This window comes from Streptosporangium oxazolinicum (assembly GCF_039537505.1).
In the GTDB taxonomy this organism is placed as follows: Bacteria; Actinomycetota; Actinomycetes; order Streptosporangiales; family Streptosporangiaceae; genus Streptosporangium; species Streptosporangium oxazolinicum.
The window spans coordinates 196,383-222,808 of record NZ_BAABAQ010000008.1 but is presented as its reverse complement, the minus strand read 5'-3'; the positions used below and the strand labels follow the sequence as shown (position 1 = coordinate 222,808).

At 71.1% G+C, this 26,426-nt stretch carries 17 protein-coding genes; 15 read left to right on the top strand and 2 right to left on the bottom strand.

Features of this window, described 5'->3' with window-relative positions; all coding sequences use genetic code 11:
* The first annotated feature begins 481 nt into the window (after positions 1–481).
* From ABD817_RS22345 to ABD817_RS22315, 7 genes are all read left to right on the top strand, one after another.
* Positions 482–634, top strand: a complete 153-nt coding sequence (locus ABD817_RS22345; protein WP_344920022.1) for a hypothetical protein — start codon at positions 482–484, stop codon at positions 632–634.
* 127 nt (positions 635–761) lie between these two features.
* A complete protein-coding gene (locus ABD817_RS22340) occupies positions 762–1,751 on the top strand; it encodes an MvdC/MvdD family ATP grasp protein (RefSeq protein WP_344920021.1) in 990 nt (329 codons plus the stop codon).
* On the top strand, positions 1,748–2,743 hold the full coding sequence (locus ABD817_RS22335) for a TIGR04500 family putative peptide maturation system protein (protein ID WP_344920020.1): 996 nt from the start codon (positions 1,748–1,750) through the stop codon (positions 2,741–2,743). Before ABD817_RS22340 ends, ABD817_RS22335 begins: the two co-directional genes overlap by 4 nt.
* A 52-nt stretch (positions 2,744–2,795) precedes the next feature.
* The gene (locus ABD817_RS22330; protein WP_344920019.1) at positions 2,796–3,068 is read left to right on the top strand and encodes a hypothetical protein; all 273 of its coding nucleotides are present in this window, start codon (positions 2,796–2,798) and stop codon (positions 3,066–3,068) included.
* Between the two features lie 160 nt (positions 3,069–3,228).
* The gene (locus ABD817_RS22325) at positions 3,229–3,777 is read left to right on the top strand and encodes a hypothetical protein (protein ID WP_344920018.1); all 549 of its coding nucleotides are present in this window, start codon (positions 3,229–3,231) and stop codon (positions 3,775–3,777) included.
* 90 nt (positions 3,778–3,867) lie between these two features.
* Positions 3,868–4,419 carry a hypothetical protein gene (locus ABD817_RS22320; protein ID WP_344920017.1) on the top strand — a complete coding sequence of 184 codons (552 nt, stop codon included), beginning with the start codon at positions 3,868–3,870 and terminating at the stop codon, positions 4,417–4,419.
* A gap of 682 nt (positions 4,420–5,101) precedes the next feature.
* Entirely contained in the window at positions 5,102–5,641 is a 540-nt protein-coding gene (locus ABD817_RS22315; protein WP_344920016.1) for a dihydrofolate reductase family protein, read from the top strand.
* Between the two features lie 297 nt (positions 5,642–5,938).
* Here ABD817_RS22315 and ABD817_RS22310 read toward each other — a convergent pair whose 3' ends face one another.
* Both ABD817_RS22310 and ABD817_RS22305 read right to left on the bottom strand, forming a co-directional pair.
* Positions 5,939–9,043 (bottom strand): AfsR/SARP family transcriptional regulator, encoded by a 3,105-nt coding sequence (locus ABD817_RS22310; RefSeq protein WP_344920015.1) that lies wholly within the window; start codon positions 9,041–9,043, stop codon positions 5,939–5,941.
* Between the two features lie 249 nt (positions 9,044–9,292).
* Positions 9,293–9,550, bottom strand: a complete 258-nt coding sequence (locus ABD817_RS22305) for a hypothetical protein (protein WP_344920014.1) — start codon at positions 9,548–9,550, stop codon at positions 9,293–9,295.
* 332 nt (positions 9,551–9,882) lie between these two features.
* Between ABD817_RS22305 and ABD817_RS22300 the strand changes: the two genes are divergently transcribed.
* The 8 genes from ABD817_RS22300 (at position 9,883) to ABD817_RS22265 (ending at position 26,425) form a co-directional block, all read left to right on the top strand.
* Positions 9,883–10,221, top strand: a complete 339-nt coding sequence (locus ABD817_RS22300) for a hydroxyisourate hydrolase (RefSeq protein WP_329087242.1) — start codon at positions 9,883–9,885, stop codon at positions 10,219–10,221.
* A gap of 261 nt (positions 10,222–10,482) precedes the next feature.
* Entirely contained in the window at positions 10,483–12,282 is a 1,800-nt protein-coding gene (locus ABD817_RS22295; RefSeq protein WP_344920013.1) for a 2-isopropylmalate synthase, read from the top strand.
* A gap of 32 nt (positions 12,283–12,314) precedes the next feature.
* On the top strand, positions 12,315–15,065 hold the full coding sequence (locus ABD817_RS22290; protein ID WP_344920012.1) for a helix-turn-helix transcriptional regulator: 2,751 nt from the start codon (positions 12,315–12,317) through the stop codon (positions 15,063–15,065).
* A 513-nt stretch (positions 15,066–15,578) separates the two neighbouring features.
* Positions 15,579–16,562 (top strand): DUF1702 family protein, encoded by a 984-nt coding sequence (locus tag ABD817_RS22285; RefSeq protein ID WP_344920011.1) that lies wholly within the window; start codon positions 15,579–15,581, stop codon positions 16,560–16,562.
* Between the two features lie 276 nt (positions 16,563–16,838).
* Positions 16,839–17,816: a DUF1702 family protein gene (locus ABD817_RS22280; protein ID WP_344920010.1), complete on the top strand. Its 978-nt coding sequence runs from the start codon at positions 16,839–16,841 to the stop codon at positions 17,814–17,816.
* Positions 17,813–19,777 (top strand): CRTAC1 family protein, encoded by a 1,965-nt coding sequence (locus ABD817_RS22275; RefSeq protein ID WP_344920009.1) that lies wholly within the window; start codon positions 17,813–17,815, stop codon positions 19,775–19,777. The genes ABD817_RS22280 and ABD817_RS22275 overlap by 4 nt, the downstream gene beginning before the upstream one ends.
* Positions 19,778–19,823: 46 nt before the next feature.
* Entirely contained in the window at positions 19,824–20,753 is a 930-nt protein-coding gene (locus tag ABD817_RS22270) for an enediyne biosynthesis protein (RefSeq protein ID WP_344920008.1), read from the top strand.
* Positions 20,750–26,425: a type I polyketide synthase gene (locus ABD817_RS22265; RefSeq protein ID WP_344920007.1), complete on the top strand. Its 5,676-nt coding sequence runs from the start codon at positions 20,750–20,752 to the stop codon at positions 26,423–26,425. The genes ABD817_RS22270 and ABD817_RS22265 overlap by 4 nt, the downstream gene beginning before the upstream one ends.
* Position 26,426: the final 1 nt, after the last annotated feature.

Below are 26,426 nucleotides of genomic sequence, written 5' to 3'. Positions count from 1 at the left end.
GGCCGTGCCATTCGCATGCCGGTAAGGCCGGGGAACAAGGGGAAATCACGGGGACTCACGGACAGGGTGAGACCTTCTCCGACGTGGGGCGCAGTAGCTCACAGGGTCGCGTAGCGGGTGGCGTCGTCGGAGTCGCCTTCCGAGATCTTCGACATGGCCCTTCTTACTCCGGTGGCCGAACTTGAGCGCAGGTCCCGGGGGAACGCTAAGGCCGCGCTCTTTCAACGGGCTTGTGATCGGCTGCGGCCGCCGGCCAACCACCTCTGGCGGAGAGGCCTGCCACGGGCCATGCGCCCCGTATGGCGGAGTTCGCGCGACTCACTGTTTGGGGCCACCACAGCAAGGTCCAAGCCATCCGGCAGTCCCCTGCAAGACGGCTGCCTCAAGATTTCGTGACGTGGCCGGGAAGGCGGGGCGTGACCATGTGGCGTTCGGGCCTCCCACCACGAACCAGGAAACACAACGAGAGAAAGGAGGCGCCATGAGGATTCGTATCGACGACCTGTCCGAAAGCGCTGAGCTGCCTGAGGAGACGCTGGATACGGTCGTCGGCGGCCGGCCGCCCATGACGCCCCCCAGCATGAAGGTCTGCACCGCCAGTAACCCGCCGAAGTGCTGGGACCCGTGGTACTAAACCGCGCCGGTTGACGCGCTGATCGAGAGGGCGGCGCCACCACGGCGCCACCGCGGGGCCGCCTCGGGGCACCTCGGGGCTACCGCGGGGCCACCGCGGGGCGCCGCCCTGTCATCTGGAGACCTTGATGATCCTCATCCTCACCAACAGAAATGACCCCTCCGTCGACCTCGTCATTCCGAAACTGCTCCAGCGCGGGTTCGAGGTCTACCGGTGGGACCCAGCTGACTACCCCGCGTCCGCCCGCTTCACCTCCCGGCTGACCGGCTCCTCCTGGCGGCACACCCTGGTGACACCCGACGCCGAGATCGACTCGGCCACCGTCGGCAGCATCTGGCTGCGCCGCCCAGGCGAGCCGCAGGCCGCGTCGAGCGTGACCGACCCGGCCTACCGTGACTTCGTCACCCGGACCGGGCAGATCCTCATGACCGGCTGGCAGCACACCCTGGACGCCCGCTGGTTCCCCGCACGCGCCGAAGCGCTCCGCCTCACCCAGAACAAGCTGGTCAACCTCGCTGCGGCAGTCCGGGTCGGCTTCACCGTGCCACAGACGACCGTCACCAACGACCCGGGGGAACTGGCCGTCGCATGGGAGCGGACAGACGGCCAGTTCATCGCCAAGGAGGTCGAACTGGTGCCCTATCAGGTCAACGGTGAAGATCATGCCTTCTACACCACCTCGGTGACCCGCCGGCACCTCACCAGCCGTCACCGGCTCGCGCACTCGCCGATGATCCTTCAGCCCAGGATCGACAAGGCCGTCGAGCTGCGCGTCACCGTCGTCGGTGACCAGGTGTTCACGGCCGCGATCACTTCCGGGGACTCGCGGACGACCCGCGACGACGTCCGCCATCAAAGCAGCCTCACAGGCTACTCGGCCTACGAGCTTCCGGCGCGGGTGGCAGAGCGCTGCGTCAAACTTGTCAGCTCGCTGGGCCTGGCCTTCGGCTGCATCGACGTGATCCTCACCCCGGACGGCGAGTACGTGTACCTGGAACTGAACCCAGCCGGTCAGTGGGCCTGGGTCGAGGAACTGACCGGCCTTCCCATCGCCGCGGCGATCGCCGACTGGCTGGCCGTCAACGAGCACCCCACCACCGAACGAGCCCGCGCATGAAGGACTACCCCCAGACTCTAGCCTCTGCCGTCGAACTGCTGCGCGGCCTGCCACGCAACCGCGACTCTGTAAGGGACGCGCGCAGCACGGCCACAGGATGGATCGCCGATCACCCCGGCAGCGGCGCGCAGCTCGTCGTGGACGTCCGGCCCGGCACCCCCATAGTCGACTACGACCTGCTGCTCGACCACCCCGACGGCGGCACCATCGCGATCTCCGCACCCGCCGACGACGGCGTACCCTGGGCGATCGACCACTCCCACCACTGGGCAGCGGGCACCGTGCTCACCGTCGACGGCCAGGAGCTGCAGATCCCCACCGCGCTGCTGTCCATGCGCTCCTACGCTGAACGGCACCGCCTCCTCCTTGATGACCTGATCGACTACTGCGTGCTCCTGCTGGAAACCCGGCACGAGCCCGACCCCACCCAGGCGGAGCTGCAGAGCGCCTCCGACGGCTTCCGCCGCCGCCGCGGCCTGCACAACGCCGAGGACATGCGCCACTGGCTGGACGAGGTCGGCCTGACCACGCAAGCCTACGAGAACCACATCTACTCGCTCGCCCGTTCCGGCAGGTTCCGAGCACGCAAAGAGGCCGAGCTCGCCGCGGCCCACTTCGCCGCTCACACAGCGGACTTCGACCGGGTCGCCGCCGTCTGGGCTGTGGGACCGGGTGACGCACTGGCCCTGCTGGCCGAGCATCCCGATCCCGTCGCCGCGCTCACCTCGGCGATCAGCGAGCCGTCCGCCGACCTGGCGGTGCACGTGGCCGACCGTACTGCCGTGGAACTGCCTGAACCCCTGCGGACAGCGGGCCAGGGCGCCTGCGTGGGGCCCCTGCCGTTCGGGGAGGCGTTCCTGTTCGGCGTCGTGCGACGCCGGCACCCCGCCGAGCCGAACCAGGCGACGCTGGCCGCCGCCGGCCGGGCCGCCTTCACCGCATACATGACCATGCGACGCGCCACCGCGAAAGTCGACTGGAACTGGCTCTGAACCCCAGCGGTCCAAAACAGGTTGCGAGCACGAGCCGCTGTTCCAGATCGCCGTGCACGACGCCCTGCTCGCCGGCCTGGACGCGGCGCGCTGGATCTTCGGTTCGGAGACCGGCTTCGAGACCCGGCGGACCGACGACCATGTCGTCGTGATCGAGGACGGCCTTTCCTGGAGGGCGGAATTGTCCAAAGAGGTCGCCGGATTGTTCGGGAGAGGTACGGGGACGGTTTCGGCCACGCCCATCTCATCGACGTCATGCCGAACGGAACGCTTTTCGGCGGCGCCGACCCGAAGGGCGGAAATCGGTACCGCGCACGCCCGCTGACCTTGGAATTCCGTACGCCCGTCCCCATTCCGGTGGAGTCCGGCGTCAGCCACGGGCATGAGGGGCACTCCGCTGTCAGGCTGACGACAGGCTTTTCCCGTCCTCACAGACTTGGTTCCGCGTATCGCTCGTTTTTCCGGACGAAAGGAACCGTAAAAGGATGCGGAAAGTTCTGTCCGTCGCATTGGCGGCGGTGCTCGCGGTCACGACCGTGAGCGTCCCGGCGCAGGCCGCGGCTATCAGGGTCCAGCTCGCTTACTCCGAGGCGGTTCCCGAATTCTTGTCGGAGTTCACCTGCCCGACGAACATGGTCCTCACCGGGCGGGAGCACTGGGGGGACGAAGGGGGGTGGACGACCTACCACTGCGGCTTCGTCTTCATCAACGAGGAGCAGGCCATGGTGGGGCTCGAACCGTGGAGCTCCAGCCAGAAGGAGAGCAAGTCCAACTACACCGCGCCACCTGGCCGGGTGCTCGTGGGTCGGGCGCACGAGGGCGACGAGAACGGCCAGACCCGCTACCGGCCGGCCTCGCTGTGGTGGCGGGGGCAGCAGGTGACGGTCTACACGCAGGGCTGGTCGGTAGGTCTCAAGGAGAGCAAGCACGTCTTCCACGCCCCTGCCAACCACGTCATGATCGGGCGCTCGCACCAGGGGGACGAGAACGGCACGACCCGCTACCAGACGGCGGTCCTGTACGCCGAAGGCTGATCAGCACTTCGAACGCGAGGCGACGGGGCTTTCGATGGAGATCCTCACGCGTCTCGCCGTACCCGAAAACAGAGAAGGGGAAGCGAAGACATGAAGAAGATCGCTGCGGCGGCCGCAGTGGTGGCCGGGCTGGCGACGCTGGCCGTGACGTCCCCGGCCTCCGCGGCCACGGTCGTGGTCGAGCAGATCTACAGCCGGACCGTACCGGAGAGCGGCGGCCAGTTCAGCTGCCCCGAGGGCATGGTGATGACGGGGCGCGCCCACACCGGCGACGAGAACAACCCGACCACCTATTGGTGCAGCCGCGTGCTGATCGACGGCGTTCAGGTTCAGGTGCACTGGGGCGACTGGTCCACCGGGGTGAACGAGAACCGATCGACCTTCATCGCCCCGCTCGACCAGGTGCTGGTCGGCCGCTGGCACCAGGGTGACGAGAGGGGCCTCACCCGCTACCGCACGGCGGCCCTCTACTGGCAGGGCCGCCAGGTCCGGATCACCTCGCTTCGCTGGAGTGGCGGAGTCAAGGAGAGCAGCCACAACGTGCAGGCCCGCTCCGGCGAGGTCATGACCGGGCGGAGCCACTCCGGTGACGAGAACGGCACCACGAACTACCAGTTCGGCCTGGTGACCTTCACGGGCTGACCCGCACGTGATCGCCACCGGCCCACGAGGCCGGCGGCGATCACACGTGGGAGGCAGTGCCGATGTGGTTGACCCGGATACCGATCGGAACCGAGAGGACTGCGGACGCGGCAATGCCGGTGAACCGGAAGTGGCCGAGGACCGTCTGAATCACCCGGATTTCCCGGTGCGGCTCGGCCTGGCCGTGTCCGTTGCTTGACAAGACGCGTGCACGTGATAACTGCGTGGAATAGTACGAGTGTCCCTGAGTGTCCATGTTTTTTGTTTACTGACCGTTTTTGGGGCGTCTTGAGGACTCCGTGGGTGCCGGTCAGTCAGGCGGGTGGGTCAAGGCGCGTGTCGGGGGTCTCCGAGAACATCGGTGAGCCGGGGGAAAGCGGGGCGGTTCGCTGGGAGATCCGGGCTCGGGGTTTCGGGATTCGCGCTGGATAACCGTCCGTCAGCACTGTGACCTGCGTCGATGAATCGCCGGCACCTTCGGTGCCCGGTCGTCCGCCCGGCGTTCGTCCATGGCTCGGCGCCCGCGCCGCGAAGCGGGTTCGGGACGCTCGGCGCATTCTCTGGCCGGATAGGGGAAGAGGGTGTCAAAAGCCGCGTGAAGTGTCCAGAAAGTTTATTACCCTGAGCACGGGACGAGTGGACACTCGCCGCAATGGACCTACCGGGATGAAGGGCAGGATGAATGCGAAAGCTCATCGAGTCGACGTTCGTGACGCTGGACGGAGTTATCGGGTCGCCGGAGAAGTGGGGCTCACCGTACTGGGACAAGGAGCACGCCGCGTACGGTGAGTCCCTCTTCGCCGCGTCCGACGCCCTCCTGCTGGGTCGCGTGACCTACGAGGCGTTCGCACAGGTCTGGCCGAAGATGGAGGAGGCCGGGGACGAGGACGCCGGCCGGATGAACGCCCTTCCCAAGTACGTCGCCTCCACCACCCTGAAGGAGGCCACCTGGAACGCCACGATCATCGAGGGTGACGTCGCCCAGGGGATCACGAAGCTGAAGGAGCAGCCCGGTCAGAACATCCTGAAGTACGGGACCGGCGAGCTCGACCGGCTGCTCCTTGAGCACAAGCTGGTGGACGAGTACCACTTCTGGATGTTCCCCGTCATCGCCGGAAGCGGCCAGCGGATCTTCGACGGGATCGACACGACCCACCTGGGGCTGGTGAAGTCCACCACCTTCGCCTCGGGCATCATCGTGCTCGTCTACGAACCGAAGTAACGCTCGCGCACGGCGCCGCCACGAGCCGAGGTGACGCTCGTGCACCGCGCTCCTACGAGCCGAAGTAGCGCTCGCGTACCGCGCCGCTACAGGCCGAAGTAGCGCACGGCGCCGCTGACCGCACCCACGCCGCGACGAGACCGGTCGTCCGTCACGGCGGTGCCCGATCAGGGTCCTTCACCTCCACCCGCGTGTCGCCCGGCCACGGGCGGCACGTACCGGTCGGTCCCCGCGCGGTCCGGGGGCGCCGGGCCGGAGCGGGTGGCCCGCCCTATCATCCGGCACCCCCGGGAAACGTCATCCGGCACCCCCGGAAAGGGGGACGGCGGATGCCGGGCGGGCGTAGCCGCCGATCGACTCCAGGTGCTTGCGCAGCGACCGTCCCGCCCAGTCGTCCACCTCGTCGGCGAGCTCGTGCACGCGCGCCAGCGCCCGGTCCGCCGCCGAGTCGTCGCCGAGTGCCTGCAGCACCTCGCTCAGCATGATGAGCGTCTGCGCCTCGGAGAGCGGGACGCGCACCTGCCGGAACAGCGTGACGGCCTTGCGCAGGCGGCCGACGGCGTCGCCGGACTGCTCCGTCGCGATGGCCAGTTCGCCCAGTCCCGACAGGGCGTGGGCCTCGGCGAGCCGGTGCTGCGAGCTCTCGGCCGTGGTGAGCGCACGCCGTAGCAGGGACTCGGCCTCGGCCGGTTTGCCGCGCCGCAGCTGGGCGATGCCCAGGCCGTGCAGGGCGAAGGACTCGCCGATGCCGTCGCCCATCTCCTCGACGAGGGTCAGCGCCTCCTCGAAGGCGCCCGCGGCGAGGGCGAACTCCTCCGCCTGCAGGTGCACGCGTCCCATCCGGTGCAGGACCTGGGAGATCACCCGTCTGCTGCCGCCGCTCTTGCCGCGGACCAGCGCCTCGGCCAGCATGATCTTGGCGTCGTCGATGTCACCGCACTCGGCGCGGATCGCGGCGAGGTTGTCCAGCGTGTGCGCGGCCGAGATCTGGTCGCCTATCTCGACGAAGATGGCCAGTGCCTGCTTCAGGTGGCCGGCGGCGGCTTCGAGCTCGCCGTTCATGCGTTCGAGGAAGGCCAGGTTGCGCCGGGAACGGGCGACCTGGAGCACGTCGCCGGTCCTCTCGAAGAGGGGGAGGGCGGCCAGGTAGTCGCGTCGCGCGTCGTCGAAGCGCTGCTCGGTCTGGGCCAGCGCGCCCCGCACGCACAGCATCTCGGCCTGGCCGCGCTCGTCGCCGCCGTTGCGTGCGGCCTCCAGAGCTATCTCGTTGGTCTCGCGCCAGTCGTCCAGGTAGACGCGGAGCTCGAAGAACGCCTCCGCGTTCATCGCCATCCGCCAGCACAGCTCCGCGAACCCCGCCTGCGCCGCCTGGCGGATACCGGCCAGCAGGACGGGGCGTTCCCGTTCGAACCAGGCGATCGGCTCGGCGACCAGCCGTTCGACCAGTTCGGCCGGGAGCGGCGACGTGATCTCGGGCAGCGGGTGGGGGCCGGTGGGCGGGCCGTACTCGCGGTTGCGCGCCGCCTGGGTCAGGCAGTGCAGCGAACGCAGTACGCGGGCGAGCGCGGCGGTGCGCTCGGCGGGCGGTTCCTCCTCGGCCAGGCGCTCGCGGGCGTACACGCGGATGAGGTCGTGGAAGCGGTACTGCACGCCGACGTTCCTGCCGATGCCCACGACCTCGACGAGCTGGGCGTCGGCCAGGTCGTCGAGGAGGTCCTGCGCGTCGGCGAGCGGCTGGTCCAGCAGGGCGGTGCCGGTCCAGGCGGAGAAGATGTGCGAGTGGAGGATCGCCAGACGGCGGAACAGGCAGCGGGCCTGCTCGCTGATGCCCTCGTACGTGAGCGCGAGGCTGGCCCGGATGCCCATGCCTCCGTGTTTGAGCTCGTCGAGCCTGCGGGCCTCGTCGGCGAGCCGGTCCACCAGCTGTTCCACGGTCCAGTGGGGGCGCGCGGCCAGGCGCGCGCCCGCGATGCGCAGGGCCAGCGGGAGGTAGCAGCACAGCTCGGCGAGCGCGGCGGCGGACTCCGGCTCGGACCGTACGCGTTCGGCGCCGGCGATGCGGGAGAGCATCTCGATCGACTGGGCGGAGTCGAAGAGACCGACGTCGACGGTGGTCGCGCCGGCCAGGCCGCCCAGGCGGCCTCGGCTGGTGGCGATGACGGCGGAGGTCGGGCTGCCCGGCAGGAGCGGCAGCACCTGGCTCTCGGAGGCCGCGTCGTCGAGGACGATCAGCACCCTGCGGTCGGCGAGCAGCATGCGGTACATCTCCGCCCGCTCGGCCAGGGTCTCCGGCAGCGCCGTTCCCGGTACGCCGAAGGCCCGCAGGAAACGGTCGAGCACCTGCATGGGGTTCACCGGACGGGAGACGCCGCCGTGCAGGTCGGCGTAGAGCTGCCCGTCGGGGAAGTGGGAGGCGATGCTGTGCGCGGCGTGGACGGCGACGGTGGTCTTGCCGATGCCCGCCCGGCCGGCGACGGTGACGATGGGTACGGCGAAGCGGCCCGCGCCCTCCAGCGGTACGGTCAGCCGCCGTCTGATGACGTCGATCTGCTCCTGGCGGCCGATGAAGTCGGCGATGTCGGCGGGGAGCATGCCCGGCACCGACGGCGCCCGCGCGCGTGTCTCGACCGGCACCTCCGCGGGCGGCGGGTGCGGGTCGAGGAGTTCCTCGGAGGTGAGGATCGCGGCTTCGAGCTGCTGCAGCCGCTCGTTGGGCTCGATCCCCAGCTCCTCGACGATGAGCTGCCGCGCGTCGCGGTACGCCTGGAGCGCCTCCGCCTGCCGGCCCGAGCGGTACAGCGCCAGCATGAGCTGCCCGATGAGCCCTTCGCGCAGCGGGTGTTCCCGTACGAGCCTGACCAGTTCGCCGACCAGCTCGTGGTGGCGGCCGAGGTCGAGTTCGAGCTGGACGCAGTCCTCGTTCGCGGTGATCCGCTGTTCGGCGGTCCAGCTCGCGAGGGATCGCACGAGCCTGCTCTCGATGCCTTCGAGGGCGGGGCCGCGCCACAGGGCGAGGGCGTCGCGGTAGTGCTGGATGGCCTCCTGGTAGCAGCGGCCGTTCCTGGCCTTGCGCGCCCGGCTCACCAGGCTCTCGAAACGGCGCGCGTCGATCGCGTCGGCGGTGACGCGCAACACGTAGCCCTGCCGGGTCGTGACGATCATCTCGGGGTGGCCGTGCGCGCTGAACAGGCGTCGTAGCGCGGAGATGCATATCTGTACCTGCGCCCGGGACGTGGCGGGCGGGTCGTCGTCGTAGATCGCCTCCACGAGGCGGTCCAGTGTGACCGAGTGATTGGCATTCAGGATCAGGACGGCGAGGACGATCTGCTGCCGTGATCCTCCGAGATCGAGTTGTCGTCCGCTCGCGGTGACCTCAAGTGCGCCCAGTACACGAAACTCCACAAGCATCTCCTCGAAGAAATCATTGCCCGTGGTCAAGAATCTCTCTTCTGATAGGCAGCTCTGATAGGCAGCGTTCGGGGCGTGAATGCCATGGTGAAGGCCTGGACTTGCGCTGACCCCCTGCGGCGTTCTGTCTAGTTTGATGACGTTCTGTCGCGGTTCATATGGAGACTACATCGCCAGTGGATCACTGACCAGATTCCGATCGGCCCGGTGTCGTGTGACCTGTGAGCCGTTAGTTCACCGGAGTCAGCTCCAGGGAAAGTCCGCGTGGTACGCGTGGTACGCGTGATGCGCGAGGGGTGCCAGGGGCGCGAGGGGCGTGTGATATCCCCAGGGGAAATCGTGGATAGCGGACAGAGCCGGCTGCCGCGCATCCTGCGCGACAGTGGTCGCGTGGGCGGCGGAAGGAAGAGTGGCGGCGACGCACACGCCCAGGATCGTGCCGAGCGCGATGGTGATGGAGATACGGATGTGAGCCGTCTTACGGATGAGGCTGACGTTCATTCGATCTACCTCCGTGTGGGCGTCGGCGGCTTTGTTTTTCCCGCTCGCCAAGGATGCTCACACGGTGCGCAATTGACCTAGTATCGCGATTCTTTTCGTCCACCATCAGTGCACGTCAAACGCCGCGCGCCCGGACCGCGCCGACGCTCGGAAAGCGCAGGAATAGCGGCTGTCGGGTTCCTATCAGGCATCGGTAGCAGGCCGATAGCGGGCCGAAGGCCCATAGATAGGAAAGGGCGGGAGGCTGGCGTACAAGCCCGGGTGGCACGAGCGAGGGTCGTGGTCACCCGGGTGGCCATGCCCCTGCAGACAATCGTGTCAGGTGAGGTGAGATGGGTATCGCGGTACAGGCGCAGGACACCGTTTACGGCCGGGGGGCCGCCAGCCTCCACGTACGCCTCGAACACACCGACGACGGACGATGGACGCTCGACGCCGAGGCGCAGACCGACCACGACGGAGCGGTGAACCAGTGGTGCGACCGCAAGCTCGACCGCGGGATGTACCGGATCGTATTCGGCACCGACCCCTATTTCGTCGGCCTCGGGCTGAGGGCCGCCTACCCCGAAATAGTTGTCACGTTCCGCGTGCTCGACGAGACCGCCGTGGGCAACATCCTCGTGCTCCTCTCGCCGCACTCGTTCTCCGCCTATTTCGGTTCGCTCAGCTAGAGGCCCGCGCGGCGGATCCGGCTCGCCCGACAGGGGCCCGGCGTGCCAGGTCCGGCCCGCTCAACCAGAGGTCAGGCGCAAGATCCGGCATGCCTGGCCAGGCCCGCTCAGCCGGAGGTCCGGCGTGCCAGGTCCGGCCCGCCCCGACAGGGGTCCCGCGCGCCGCACCCGGCCCGCTCAGCCAGGGGTCCGGCGTGCCTGGCCAGACCCGCTCAGCCAGAGGTCCCGCGCGCAGACGAGTGCAGACAAGTGAGGTCCGCCATGAAGATCAGCCGCTATCCGGCCTTTCCTCTGGTGCCGCTCGACGACCGCCGATGGCCGAACGCCGCTGTCGGCGCGCCACCGCGCTGGTTGTCCACGGACCTGCGCGACGGCAACCAGGCCATGCCCCGGCCGATGGACCTCGATCGCAAGCTGGTGCTCTTCGAGCTGCTGGTCGCCATGGGCTACAAGGAGATCGAGATCGGCTTCCCCGCCGCCAGCCAGGACGACCACGACTTCGTCCGGTTCCTCATCGAACGGGAGCGCATCCCCGACGACGTGTGCGTCTCGGTGCTGACGCAGGCCCGCGACGAGCTGATCGAGCGGACGGTGGCGAGCCTGCGCGGCGCGCCCCGGGCCCTGCTGCACCTCTACAGCGCGACCTCGCCCGTCATGCGCAGGCTGGTGTTCGGGATGGACCGCGACGAGTGCAGGGACCTGGCCGTCCGCGGCGCCCGCCTGGTCGTCGAGCACGCCGGCAGGCTGCTGGACGGCTGCGACCTCCGCTTCCAGTACTCCCCCGAGCACTTCCAGGACACCGAGCCCGACTTCTCCCTGGAGCTCTGCGAGGCCGTCATGGACGTCTGGCAGCCGGGGCCCGACCGGCCGATCATCCTGAACTTCCCCACCACGGTCGAGCGCTCGACGCCCAACGTCTTCGCCGACCAGATCGAGTGGATGCACCGCAACCTGTCCCGCCGGGAGCACCTGTGCCTGTCGGTGCACCCGCACAACGACCGCGGCACCGGGGTGGCGGCGGCGGAGCTGGCGGTGCTGGCGGGCGCCGAGCGGGTCGAGGGCTGCCTGTTCGGCAACGGGGAACGGGCGGGCAACGTTTGCCTGGTCACGCTGGGGCTGAACCTGGCCGCCCAGGGCATCGACCCCGGCATCGACTTCACCGACCTCGACCGGGTCCGCCGCGTCGTCGAGGAGTGCACCGGGCTGCCGGTCCCGCCACGGCATCCGTACGGGGGCGACCTGGTCTTCACCGCGTTCTCCGGGGGCCACCAGGACGCGATCAAGAAGGCGTTCGACGCCATGGGCCGGGAGGCGGCCCGCACCGGGACCGACCACGCGCTGCTGCCGTGGGAGGTGCCGTACCTGCCGGTGGACCCGCACGACATCGGGCGGACCTACGAGGCGGTGGTGCGGGTCACCAGCCAGTCGGGCAAGGCGGGCCCGGCGTACCTGCTGAGCAGCCGGTACGGGTTCGACCTGCCCAGGGGGCTGCAGATCGAGTTCGCCCGGGTCGTCCAGGCGCTGACCGAGGGCGGCCGGGGGGAGATCGCGCCGGAGCGGATCAGGGAGGTGTTCGAGGAGGAGTACCTCCGCCGCGCCGCGCCGCCCTTCGACGTACCGGGCGCGGTGGTCGTCACGCTCCACATCGACGGCCACGGCGAGGGGCCGGGCTGGACGCGGGCGGTCGCCGCGCTGCGCGCGGCCTTCCAGCGCGGCGACGTACGCATCCGGGTGGTGCGTCGCATCGACGAGGCGACGGAAGCAGCAGAAGCGGCGGAGGCGCCCGGCGGCCGGGTGGTCGTCTACGCGGAGTGCGAGCTGAACGGCGGCGACAGCGACCGTGGCGGCGACAACGGCGGCGGCACGGTCTGGGGGGTCGGGGTGGGGGACGATGTCGCCGAGGCGGCGCTGGCGGCCGTCGGCTCGGCCGTGACCAGGGCCGCGACGCGCGGTTCCGCTACCGCGCTCCCCTCGGGAGGCGGGACATCGCCCGGCCATGGGCGGGAGCATGGGACCGACAGCGCGACGATAGGTGGCGAATACCGCCCCGGCCTAGCGTGAGTGCCATACGGTCACCGATCGGGAGAACGACCATGGCCCTCATCGAACGGCAGAAGGAGACCTCCTGTCTCGAGTCGCTCGTCGCCAACGCCATCCTCGGCCGGGGAAGGGTCGCGCTGGTCGGCGGACCGGTCGGGACGGGGAAGAGCGCTCTGCTGCGCACCCTTTCCGAGCAGGCCATCGAGCTGGGCGCGCTGTCGGTGACCGCCACCGGATCGCGGGCGGAGCGGCATCTGCAACTCGGCGTGCTGCGCCAGCTCATCCAGGACGCCCCGCTGGCGCAGGAGGAGCGCGACACGCTGGAGGAGGGCGTACGGGCCGCGACGGCCGCGAGCGCCGGTGCCGAGCCGATCGACGCGCAGGTCGTGCACGCGCTCGTCACGGTGCTGCTGCGGCTGTCCGAACGCTATCCGCTGGTGATCGTGGTCGACGACGTGCACCACGCCGACCGGACCTCGCTGCTGTGCCTGTCCTACCTGGCGCGGCGGGTCCGCAACGCCCGCGTCGTGGCCGTGTTCGCGCACGACGACCGGTACGACACCGACGACCACTTCGAGACGGACCTGCTGCGCCTGCCGCACTGCCGCCGCCTGCGGCTCGCGCCGCTGTCGCGCAAGGGCGTGGCGGCGCTGGTGGCCGCGCGGGTGGGGCTCGGGGCCGCCGAGCGTTTCGCCGAGGACTGGTACGCGATCAGCGGCGGCAATCCGCTGCTCGCCGGTGAGCTGGCCGCGGACTACCGGCAGTTCCTGCGTACCGCGGAGGAGCCGCCCCGCGAGGTCGTCGTCGGCGACCGGTTCGTACGGGCGGTCCAGGAGAGCCTCCGGCGCGGCTACCCGCGGACGATGCGGGTGGCGCACGGCCTCGCCGTCCTCGGCGGGCCCGACGGGCTTGAGGAGATGCTGGAGCTCCCGGCCGTGGACGTCAGCAGGGAGCTGATCACGATCGGCGCGGCGGGGCTGCTGAACGCGGGCGCGTACCGGCACGAGGCCGTGCGGTCGGCCGTCCTGGCCGGGATGGACCTGCCGGAGCGCAGGGAGCTGTACCGCCGCGCGGCCGAGCTGGCCTACACCAGGGGCATGTCGCCCCGCGTGGTGGCCGACTGGCTGCTGCAGGCCACCAAGGTGGAGGCGCCCTGGGTGGTGCCCACGCTGGAGGAGGCCGCGCGGACCGCGCTGCGCAGGGGCGAGGTGGAGTCGGCGGTGGCCTATCTCAAGATGGCCTGGCGGGAGTGCGCGGACGAGCAGCGCCGTACGAAGATCATGACGATGCTCGTGCGGGCGGAGTGGCGGATCAACCCCGCCGCCTCCACCGGGCACCTGGACCAGCTCACCGAGGCCATGCGGCGGGGCAGCCTGCGCGGCACCGACGCGGTCGTGCTGGCACGGGCGCTGCTGTGGCACGGCCGCTTCGAGGACGCCCGCGACGTGCTGGAGCGGCTCAACCGGGAGGCCTCCGACCACGAGACGATCGCCGAGCTGGTCGTGGCCCAGCTCTGGCTCCGTGTCACCCACCCGCCGCTGATGGCCCACGCCGGGAACCGGCCCAGGGAGCACATCCTGGCCTCCATGGTGTCGGTCGCGGTCAGCAGGCGGCTGGAGGCCACGCTCGCGCTGGCGGAGGTGCTCACGCGGGGGCCGCGCGAGCCGAGCCTCGACGCCGTCGAACGCATCCTGGAGAACGCCAGGCTCGACGAGATGTCCCTGGACGTGGTGGAGAACTCCCTGCTGGCCCTCACGTACGCGGGGCGGTGCGAGCGGGCGGCCCCGCTGTGCGACGTGTTCAGCGCCGAGGCGTCGACCCGGCGGGCGCCCAGCAGGCTGGCCCGGCTGGCGGCCATCCGCGCGGAGATCGCGATCCGGCAGGGCGACATGCCCGCCGCCGAGCAGCACGCTCGCGTCGCCCTTGACACGATCCCGATGAGCAGCTGGGGCGTGGCCATCGGCGGCCCGCTGGCCAGTCTGATCATCGCGCTGACCGCGATGGGACGGTACGAGGCCGTACGCGAGCCGCTGGACCGGCCGGTGGACGAGGCGATGTTCCAGACCCGGTACGGCCTGCACTATCTCTACGCACGAGGCCGCCACCACATGGCCGAGGAGTCGTTCGCGCTGGCGATGCACGACTTCCTGCGCTGCGGCGAGCTGATGGCCGCCTGGGGCCTGGACAACCCGGCGCTGATCCCGTGGCAGGCCGACGCCGGGGAGGCGTGCCTGCGGATGGGCCGGATCAAGGAGGCCAGGCAGCTCATCATGGCCCACCTGGACGCCTGCGGCCCGGACGCGTACCGGGGGCGGGGCATCGGCATGCGGCTGAAGGCGGCCATCTCCGACCCGGCGCGCCGCCCGGCGCTGCTGCGCCAGGCCACCGAGTTCCTGCAGCTCGCCGGGGACAAGTACGAGCTGGCCAGGGCGCTGTTCGACCTCGTCGAGGCCTACGACGCGGTGGGCGAGTACCGGCGGGCCAGGACGGTCGCGGGCCGGGCGCAGGCGGCGGCCTGGGAGTGCAGGGCCGAACCCATGGCGGGCGTGCTGAGCCGGGCCACGACCGCCGAGGCCATGCCCGCGCCGCTGTCCGGCGAGCTGCTCGGCGTGCTGAGCGGCGCCGAGCGGCGGGTGGCGGCGCTGGCGGCGGCGGGCTACGCCAACCGCGAGATCGCGGCCAAGCTCTACATCACGATCAGCACGGTCGAGCAGCACCTGACCCGCACGTACCGGAAGCTGAACATCAGCCGGCGCGCCGACCTGCCGCTGGTGCTGGAGTTCGACGACCAGGCGGAGTCGTGATCGGGCATCCACGGAGTTGCGTGTGCCCGCGAGCGCGGGCGAGGGTCGGAGCATGGAACTCGTCGTGGTCCGGGGGCACGCGACCGCAGAGGAACCGGGGACGATCGCCGCGGCGATCGCCCAGCGGGTGACCCGGGCGGAGAGGCACGCGCCGTCGGCCCGGTCTGAGTTGGCCCGGCCTGAGTTGACCTGGTCTAAGTCGTCTCGTTCTGAGTCGTCTTGGACTGAGTTGGCTTGGTGTGATCCGTCCGCTCATGTCCTCGGGCCGCTTCTGTGCGATCACGACGACCGGCAGACGGGATCGCCCGGTCGGCACACCGGTTGGCGGATGGGATCGCCCGGTCACGTCCGTGGACCGCTTCCGTGCGATCGCGACGACCGGCGGGCGGGCGTCCGGGCGGTCCGGTTCCTGTCATCGGTCCGGTCCTCGTCATCGGTCCGGTTCCCATCATCGGTCCGGTTCCCGTCATCGGTCTGCTCCTCGTCATCGGTCTGGTCTTGAGCGGAGTTCGGATGTCCACAGCTCTCGGTTCCCTTCGCCGGCTCGTGCTGGCGCCGTCCCTGGCCGACGTGACGTTCGCCGGGCGCGGTTTCACGGTGGTCCCGTCCGCGCTGACCGAGCGGCTGGAGGCGATCCCGCAGGCCGTGGTGTGCGGCTTCGAGTGGGGGATCGACGCCCGCGACCAGTGGGAGGTCGAGCGCAGGCTGGCCCTGGTGGACACCGAGCTGCGGGGCTTCGCCTACGAGGGCGCGACGATGGCCTTCACCGTGCTCGACGCGATGGCAGGCGGGCGCGGGCACCGCACCCGCGAGCTGCTCCTGGGGCCCGGCCAGCCGCACATCTTCCTCGCCTACATCGGCATCGGCTTCGCCATGGCCCGCCTGCCCAGGCCGCTGTGGAAGAAGGTGCTGCCCGACCTGGACGGCACGCCCTACCATCCCACGATGAGCTGGCTCGCGGTGGACGGGTACGGCTTCGACCTGGCCTACTTCCACACCCCGCGCTGGGTCGGCGAGCAGCGGGTGCCCGTGGCCTACTCGTGGCAGGGGGACATGGGCTACTTCTCGCGCGCGGTCGACCAGGGGATCGGGCGGGCGCTGTGGTTCATCCACGGCGGGCGGGTGGCCGACGTGTCGGCGGCGGTGCGGGCGTTCGCCACGCACCGGCAGGCGGACCTGTGGAGCGGCGTCGGGCTCGCCGCGACGTTCGCCGGGGGCGGTGAGGGCGGCGCGGCCGCCGCGCTGCGCGAGGAGGCCGGGGAGTACCGCGCCGAGCTGGCCCAGGGCTCGGTCTTCGCCACGAAGGCGCGGCACTACTCGGGGTTCGTCCCGGCGCACTCCGAGGCCGCGGGGACGGCGCTCACCGGGTTGTCCGTGGCGGGCGCGGTGGCGCTTGCCGACGGCACCGCGGTCGAGCCCGGCGCCTCCGGGCCGGTTCCGGCGTACGAGATCTGGCGGGGGCGGGTGCGCGCCCATTTCGCGGTAGAGGTGAAGTAGCGGAAATCAGCCCCACCACCGGCGAATTAGCCCCACCCCCGTCACACCCCTGGCGAATTAGCCCTAACCACCCGTCATCCCCTCGGCGAATTGGTCCCACCACTCGCCATGCCCCCAGGTGAATTAGTCCCACCCGCCACACCCCAAAAGCACCCGCATTTCGCTTTGGCCTGCCCGAAAAGGGCCTCCCAGCTGAGCAAAGCCGAAGTTGTTCGGTCACAGCGTGACATGCGTAAATAGGACAAGAATTATTGGCTATCAGCGGCGGAGGCTGATTTGTCTAGCGCGTTGCGGTTATTGAGGCGCAGAATTCTCGTGCCGGACATAGGGGAGACGAAACTCAAGAAGCGCGGCTTCCAGGAGAAGGACGCGGCGTCCGCCCAGCTGCTGGAGACGGTCGGCGAGTACTTCCTCACCGGTTACGCCCACGCCGTGGAGTCGCGCACTCCGGCCGAGGCGGAGACGCGGCTGGAGGAGGTCCCCGCGAGGTTCCGCGGCTTCGCCTACGAGGGCGCGGGCATGGGCTTCGCCGTCCTGGACGGCATGACCTTCAGCGGCCTGCGCCGGGTGAAGACCTTCCTGGGGGGACGCGGCGGCCGTCACAACTACATGGTCTACGTGGGAGTCGGCTGGGCGATGGCCCGGCTGCCCCGCTTCCTGTGGCCGAGGAGCGAGTCGCTCGACCCGCTGCTGCTGTGGCTGGTCCACGACGGGTACGGCTTCCACCAGGCGTACTTCCACACCGAGCGGTACGTGCACCGGCAGGCCCGCGAGGACCGCTTCTCCTGGCCCGCGGGCCAGGACGCCTACGCCGCCCGCGCCATCGACCAGGGCGTCGGCCGGGCCCTGTGGTTCGTCGGCGGCACCGACGTGGACCGGGTCGTCCAGCTGGTCGAGCGGTTCCCCGAGGCGCGCCGCGCCGACCTCTACGGCGGCGTCGGCCTGGCCGCCACCTACGCGGGTGGCGCCGACGAGTCCGAGTTGCGGGAGCTGTGCGACCGCGCCGGTGCCCACCGTCCCCAGCTCGCCCAGGGCAGCGCTTTCGCGGCCGAGGCCAGGATCCGCGCCGGACTGCTCTTCCCGCACACCGAGTCTGCCGCCCAGGTGCTCTGCGACACCACGGCGGAGCGCGCGGCCGAGATCAGCCGCGAGACCCGTCCCACCGGGACGGAACCCGGCCCGTCGCCCGCCTACGAGGTGTGGCGGCGCCGGATCGCCGACACGTTCGTCTTCCATGGAGGTGTTGCCTCGTGACCACGGTAGCCGCATGGCTGCGCAGGCAGATGGCGGGAGTCGTCGCCCTCGCGCTGGTGATCGCCATGTTCGTGGTGAGCAGCCCGACGTTCGCCTCCGAGGCGAAAAGGACGGAGCTGGCTCGCTCGTACGGCTTCACGCCGATGAGCATCGCGCTGCCGGGCGGGAGCCCGCAGCAGACCGTACGCAAGGTGAACCAGGCCTTCAAGCACATCGACGCGTGGATCTCCTCGGTGGGCGCCGCGATCGCGATGAACGACCTGGACGGCAACGGCAGGGACGACGACCTGGTCGTCGTCGACCCCCGCACCGACCAGGTGGTCGTCACCCCGGTGCCGGGCGGGCCGGCGCGGTACCAGCCGTTCGCGCTGACCTACGGCGCGCTGCCAGTGAAGGAGGCCATGGCACCCATGGGGGCGGTGCCCGGCGACTACGACGACGACGGCCGCGTCGACCTGCTCGTCTACTGGTGGGGCCGTACGCCCACCCTGCACCTGCAGCGCCCGGACGCGGCCAAGCTGGACGCCGCCGCGTTCGAGGCGACCGAGCTCGTGCCCAACTCCGGCGGCTCCTCCTACGAGGGCGAGCGGTGGAACAGCAACGTGGCGACCGTCGCCGACTTCGACGGTGACGGCAAGCAGGACATCTTCGTCGGCAACTACTTCCCCGACGGCAGCCCGATCCTCGACCACCGCGTCGACGGCGGCGTGGAGATGAACGACTCGCTGTCGAAGGCGGTCAACGGCGGCCGGAACTACTTCTTCCGGGGGACCGGCGGGGGCGCGTTCACCAGGGTCGACAACGTGCTGCCCGGCGAGATCTCCACGGGCTGGGAGCTCGGCGCGACCTCGGTGGACCTCGACGGGGACGCGCTGCCCGAGCTGATGCTGAACAACGACTTCGGGGCCGACCACCTGCTCTACAACACCTCGTCGCCCGGGAAGATCGCGTTCTCGCGCGTCGGCGGGGTCCGCAGCGCCGACGTCCCGAAGTCCAAGATTCTCGGCGACGACTCCTTCAAGGGCATGGGGTCGGACGCGGGCGACTTCAACCACGACGGCATCTACGACTTCTTCGTCAGCAACATCACCACGCCGTACGGCATCCAGGAGAGCAACTTCCACTTCCTGTCCACCGCGAAGGACCGCGCCGAACTGCGGGCCAAGCTGCGCGACGGCGAGGCGCCCTGGAAGGACATGAGCGCCGAGTTGCGCACCGCCTGGTCCGGGTGGGGCTGGGACCCCAAGATCGAGGACTTCGACAACAACGGCGAGCTGGAGATCGTCCAGGCGATCGGGTTCGTCAAGGGCGACGTCAACCGCTGGCCGACGCTGCAGGAGCTGGCGGCCTCCAACGACGGCGTGACCAGCAACCCCAAGTCCTGGCCCAACGTCACCGAGGGTGGCGACATCGCGGGCAGCCAGCCGCTCGCCTTCTTCTCCAAGGGGCCCGACGGACGCTACGCCAACCTGTCGGAGCAGCTCGGCCTGGACGCGCCCATCCCCACGCGCGGCATCGCGACCGGTGACGCCAACGGCGACGGCCTGATCGACTTCGCGGTGGCCCGCCAGTTCGACGCGCCGATCTTCTACTTGAACACCAGCACGTCGCCCGGCTCCTTCCTGGGGCTGCGGCTCGTGCACGACACACCCGCCGCCTCCCCCGCCACCGCTTCCACCACCACCGGATCACCGCTCGCCGCCGGGTCGCCGGTGATCGGCGCGCAGGTGACGGTGACCACCCCCGCCGGACGCAGCTACATCGGCCGGGTGGACGGCGGCAGCGGCCACTCGGGCAAGCGCGCGCACGCCGTCCACATCGGTCTCGGCCAGAACGTGACCGGTCCCCTGCGGGTGCAGGTGAGCTGGCGCGACCGGACCGGACAGCAGCGACGGCAGGATCTCCAGCTCACCCCCGGCTGGCACACCCTCCAGCTCGGCTCCCAAGCGAAGGAGAAGTGACGACATGGCTCCCAAAGCACCTACTCCGCCACGTCACGATCCAAAGGTGATCACGGCGCTGCGCAGGTTCGCCATCTCGATCACCGTGTTCAACCTCCTCGGATACACCCTGTTCGGGTTCGAGCAGCCGTGGTCCTGGCCGTTCGTGGCGCTGGCCACCGGCTACACCACGGAGATCGTCCTGGAGCTGATCGGGGCCCGCGCGGAGGGCCGCGCGCCCCGGTTCCTGGGGAACGGCCCGCGCGGGGTGATCGAGTTCCTCTTCCCCGCCCACATCACCTCCCTCGCCCTGAACATGCTGATCTACGTCAACGACCAGGTCCTGGTCATGATGTTCGGCGTCATCGTGTCCGTGGGCGCCAAGTGGGTGCTCAGGGCGCCCGTACGCGGCCGGCTGCGGCACTTCATGAACCCGTCCAACTTCGGGATCACGGTGATCCTGCTGCTGTTCCCGTGGGCCAGCATCGCGCCGCCGTACCACTTCACCGAGCACGTCACCAACCCGATCGACTGGATCATCCCGGCCGTCATCATCCTCGGCGGCAGCATGATCAACGGCATGCTGACCGGCCGGATGTGGCTCATCGCCGGGTGGGTGGGGGTCTTCGCCCTTCAGGCGGTGTTCCGCGGGATCTTCATCGACGACATCTCGATCCTCGGCGGCCTCGCCATCATGACCGGGGTGGCGTTCATCCTGTTCACCAACTACATGATCACCGACCCGGGCACGACCCCGTCCAAACCGCTGTCGCAGATCGCCTTCGGCGGCGGCGTGGCCGTGGTGTACGGCCTGCTCATGGGGATGAACATCCCCTACGGCATCTTCTTCGCCACCGCGATCGTCTGCCTGATCCGCGGTGGCTTCCTCTGGTCGCTGCACTTCGTGGCCAAAGCGCGCGAGATCGACGCCGCCAAGGTCAGCGCCGCGGCCGACGAGGCCCTCAAGTCCGCCCAGCAAGAGGTCGCGAAGGCATGACGAAGATAGCGATTGTCGGTATGGCCTGCCGGTACCCGGAGGCCACCTCACCGCGCGAGCTGTGGGAGAACGCCGTCGCGGGCCGCCGGGCCTTCCGCCGCCTGCCCGACGAGCGCATGCGGCTGGAGGACTACTGGGACCCCGACCCGGCCACTCCCGACCGCTTCTACACGCGGACCGCCGCGGTCATCGAGGGCTACGCCTTCGACCGGCTCGCCCACAGGATCCCGGGCAGCACCTACCGGTCCACCGACCTGACCCACTGGCTCGCCCTGGACGTCGCCGGGCTCGCCCTCACCGACGCCGGGTTCCCCGACGGGGACGGGCTGCCGCGCGAGCGCACCGGCGTCGTCGTGGGCAACACCCTCACCGGCGAGTTCACCCGGGCGAACACGCTGCGGCTGCGCTGGCCGTACGTGCGGCGCACCCTCGCGGCGGCGCTCGGGGAGGAGGGCTGGGACGAGGACCGGGTGGCGGAGTTCCTCGCCGGTTACGAGGACTCCTACAAGAGCGCCTTCCCCCCGGTGGACGAGGACACCCTCGCCGGCGGGCTGGCCAACACGATCGCCGGGCGCATCTGCAACCACTTCGACCTCAACGGCGGCGGCTACATCGTGGACGGGGCCTGCTCCTCGTCGCTGCTGTCGGTGGTGACGGCCGGCAAGGCGCTCGCCGACCACGACCTGGACGTGGCGATCGCCGGTGGGGTGGACCTGTCCATCGACCCGTTCGAGGTGATCGGCTTCGCCAAGACCGGGGCGCTGGCCAAGAGCGACTTCCGGCTGTACGACCGGCACTCCAACGGCTTCTGGCCCGGCGAGGGCTGCGGCATCGTGGTGCTGATGCGCGAGTCCGACGCGCTGGCCGCCGGTCGCCGGATCTACGCCACCATCCCCGGGTGGGGCGTCTCCTCCGACGGCAGGGGCAGCATCACCCGCCCGGAGATCGGCGGCTACCGGCTCGCCCTGCGCCGCGCGTACGAGCGGGCCGGGTTCGGCATCGACACCGTGGCGCTCTTCGAGGGCCACGGCACCGGCACGGCACTCGGCGACGCGACCGAGCTGACCGCCCTGTCGCGGGCCAGGGCGGAGGCCGACCCCGCCGCGCCGCCCGCCGCCGTCACCTCGGTCAAGGGCATGATCGGCCACACCAAGGCGGCGGCCGGCGTGGCCGGTCTCATCAAGGCGGCGATGGCCGTGCACGAGCAGGTGCTGCCGCCCACGATCGGCTGCGTCGAGCCGCACCAGGTGCTCACGGAGGAGCCCGCGGCGCTGCGGGCGCTGCGGGTGGCCGAGCCGTGGCCCGAGGGGGCCGAACTGCGGGCGGGCGTGACCGCGATGGGCTTCGGCGGCATCAACACCCACGTCGTGGTCGAGGGCGCCGGGCCCCGGCGGCGGATGTCCAGCCGGACCAGGCTGCTCGCGGCGTCGTACCAGGACGCCGAGCTGCTGCTGATCGACGGCGCCTCGTGGGGCGAGGTGCGGGAGCTGGTGGCCGAGCTGACCGGCTTCGTGCCAAAGCTCTCGTACGGGCAGCTCGCCGACCTGGCCGCCACGTTGCGCGGGCGGCTGCGCGGGCTGCCGTACCGAGCGGCGGCCGTCGTGTCCTCGCCGGACGACGCCGAGCTCCGGCTCACCCGCCTGCTGACGGCGCTGGAGTCGGAGGAGGTCCGGCTCCCCGGCAACGACGGCAGGGTGTTCCTGGGGCACGCCGCCACCCAGCCCAGGATCGGCTACCTCTTCCCCGGCCAGGGGTCGGGGCGCGGGACCGGCGGCGGCGCGCTGCGCCGGCGCCTCGCCGACGTCGCCGAGGTCTACGCCACGGCGAACCTGCCGGCCACCGGGGACATGGTGGCCACCTCGGTCGCCCAGCCGCGCATCGTCACCGGGTCCCTGGCGGGGCTGCGGGCGCTGTCGCTGCTCGGTGTCGAGGCGGACGTCGCGGTCGGGCACAGCCTGGGCGAGATCTCGGCCCTGCACTGGGCGGGCGCGCTGGACGAGGCCGCGCTGCTGCGGGTGGCCGCCAAGCGGGGCCTGGCCATGGAGGAGCACAGCGCCTCGGGCACCATGGCCGGAGTCCGCGCCGCGCCCGACACCGTGCTGGAGCTGGTCGGCGACCTGCCCGTGGTGATCGCCGGGTACAACGCGCCGAACCAGACCGTCGTGGCCGGGCCCGTCGAGGCCGTCGAGGAACTCGGGCGCGCGGCCACCCGGGCCGGGCTGGGCTGGACCCGGCTGAACGTCTCGCACGCCTTCCACTCCCCGCTGGTCGCCCCCGCGGCCACCGCCCTCGCCGGTCACCTGCGGGAGGAGCGGTTCGGCCCGGTCGGGCGGCGCGTGGTCTCCACCGTCACGGGGACGGCGCTCACGCCCGGCACCGACGTCGCCGCGCTGCTGCACCGGCAGATCACCGCCCCCGTGCTGTTCACCCAGGCCATGGAGACGGTCGCCAAGGACGTGGACCTGCTCGTCGAGGTGGGCCCCGGGCGGGTACTCGGCAGGCTGGCGGCGGAGCTGACCGACGTGCCCGCCGTCTCGCTGGACACCGACGACGAGTCGCTGGTGAGCCTCCTGGGCGTGGCCGGCGCCGCCCACGTCGCGGGCGTGCCGATCACGCACGAGGAGCTGTTCCACGGCCGGCTGATCCGGCCGCTGGAGATCGGCGCGGAGTTCTCCTTCTTCACCAGCCCGGCCGAACAGGCCCCGCAGGTGCGGATCAAGGACAGGGCCGCGGTGGTCCCCGCCGAACGGCCCGCGACCCCCGAGCAGCCCGTCGCCCCCGAGGGGCAGGCCGGGCAGCCGGGCGAGTCCACCGTCGAACTGCTGCGCCGCCTGGCCGCGGAACGCGCCGAGCTGCCGCTGGACATGGTGACCGAGGACAGCAAGCCGCTGGACGAACTGCACCTCAGCTCGGTCACCGTGATGCACATCATCGACCAGGCCATCCAGCGACTCGGCGTACCGGCCGGGCAGGCGCCGGCCAACGTGGCCACGGCGAACCTGCGCGAGCTGGGCGAGGCGCTGGACCGGCTCGCCGCCGAACCGCGCGGCCAGGCGGCACGCGGTGTGGCGGGAGCCGCGCCCTGGGTGCGCGCGTTCGCCGTGGACCTGGACGAGCTGCCCCGGCCCCGGCGCGCGGACCAGGAACGGGCCGGGCGGTGGGAGGTGTACGCGCCCGCCGGGTCCGGCCTCGCCGAACCGCTCCGCGAGGCACTCGAACGCGAACGGATCGGACCCGGTGTCCTGGTCTGCCTGCCCCCGGAATGCCCGGCGGACGACCTGGAGCGGGCGCTGCTCGGCGCCAAGGCCGCCCTCGCGCAGGGGCCGGGCACCCGGTTCGTGCTGGTCCAGCACGGGCGGGGCGCGGCCGGGCTGGCCAAGACGCTCCACCTGGAGTCCGGGCTGCGCACCACCGTCGCGCACGTGCCCGACGTCCCCGAGGCGGCCGGATGGGTGGCGGCGGAGGCGGCGGCCACCGCCGACTTCACCGAGGTCCACTACGACGCGCGCGGCGTGCGGCGGGTGCCCACGCTGCGGGCGCTGCCGGTGCGGCCCGCCCGGGAGGAGGAGCCGCTGTCCGGCTCCGACGTCCTGCTGGTCACCGGGGGCGGCAAGGGCATCACGGCCGAGTGCGCCATGGTGACGGCGGGCGCGGCCAAGCTGGCCGTCCTCGGCCGCTCCGACCCGGCCGACGACCCGGAGCTCGCCGCCAACCTGCGGCGGATGGCCGACCTGGGACTCACCGTCCACTACGCCAGGGCCGACGTCACCGACGCCGACCAGGTACGGCGGGCGGTGTCGGAGGCCGAGCGGGCGCTGGGGCCGGTGACCGCGGTGTTGCACGGTGCCGGACGCAACGAGCCCGAGGGCATCGCCGGGCTCGACCCGGCCGCCTTCCGCCGTACGTTCGCACCGAAGATCGACGGCCTGCGGAACGTGCTGGCGGCCGTGGAGCCGGGGCGGCTGCGGCTGCTGGTGACGTTCGGCAGCATCATCGGCCGGGCCGGGCTGCACGGCGAGGCGCACTACGCCACCGCCAACGAGTGGCTCGCCGACCTGACCCGCGAGGTCGGCGAGCGGCACCCCGGCTGCCGGAGCCTCTGCGTGGAGTGGTCGGTCTGGTCCGAGGTCGGCATGGGCGAGCGGCTGTCGGTCGTGGACCGGCTGGCCGAACAGGGCATCGCGCCGATCCCCGCGGCCGAGGGGGTGGAGATCATGCGCCGTCTGGTGCGTGACCCCGACACCCCGGGCGTCGTGGTCGTCAGCGGGCGTACCGAGGGCATCCACACCGTGCGCCGCGACCTGCCGGAGCTGCCGCTGCTGCGTTTCGTCGGCAGGCCGCTGGTCCGCTACCACGGCGTGGAGCTGGTCAGCGAGGTCGAGGTGCACGCCGGGACCGACCTGTACCTGGCCGATCACCTGCTGGACGGCAACCTGCTCTTCCCCGCCGTGTTCGGCATGGAGGCGATGGCCCAGGTGGCCCGAGCCGCCACCGGCCGCGACGAGACGCCGGTCATCGAGCGGGCCGAGTTCGTGCGGCCGATCATCGTGCCGCCCGACGGGAGCACCAGGCTGCGGATCGCGGCGACCGTCACCGGCGACGACACGCTGGCGGTGGCCATCCGCAGTCAGGAGACCGGCTTCGACGTCGACCACTTCACGGCCGTGCTGAACCTGTCCGGCGAGCCCGTGCCCGCCGGTCCGCCCGAGCAGGGTGACGGCGACGTGCCGCCGGTGACGCTCGACCCGGCCACCCAGATGTACGGCGAGATGCTCTTCCAGGGCAGGCGCTTCCACCGGCTGCGCCGCTACCACCGGGCGGCCGCCCGCGACGTGGACGCCGACCTCGGGGTGGTGGAGGAGGGCGACTGGTTCGCCGGCTTCCTGCCCGGGGAACTGCTGCTGGGCGACCCCGGCATGCGCGACGCGCTGATGCACGGCAACCAGGTGTGCGTACCGGACGCCACACTGCTGCCGACCGGTGTCGAACGCGTCCACCCCGGCGGCCCCGCGCTGGCCGGCGCGGGCGAGGTGCGCTACCGCGCCACCGAACGCGGCAGGGACGGCGACGCCTACATCTACGACATCGCGGTGCGCACCGCGGACGGCGAGGTCGTCGAACGCTGGGACGGGCTGCGCCTTCAGGCGGTACGCAAGATCGGCGGGCACGGGCCGTGGTGGCCGCCGCTGCTCGGCCCGTACCTGGAGCGGACGCTGGAGGACCTGACGGGCGCCCGGGTCGCGGTCGCCGTCGAGCCGGGAGACGGCCGGGAGGAGACGGCCCTGCGCCGCCTGGGCACCGAACACGCGGCCCGGCACATGAGCGCCGGGGTGCCGGGGCTGACGCTCTGCGTCGCCGCCGACGGCGCCGTGGGCTGCGCGATCGTGCCGGTCACGGCCCGGCCGCCCGGACCGCAGGACGCGCTCACCGAGGCGATCGCCGCGCAGGCGGCGGAGAACCCGTCCACCTCCACCGCCAGGATCCAGGCGGCCGTGGCCTGCGCCCGGCGTGCCGGGGTCGTCGCGGAGGAGCCGCCGACGCTTCTGCGGGCCGCGACGGACGGCTGGGTGGTCCTGTCCGCGGCCGGGCTGCCGGTGGCCACCCTGGCCACCACCGTGCGCGACGTCCAGGGCCCCGTGGTCGTCGCCATCCTCACCGAAGGAAGGGCATAGC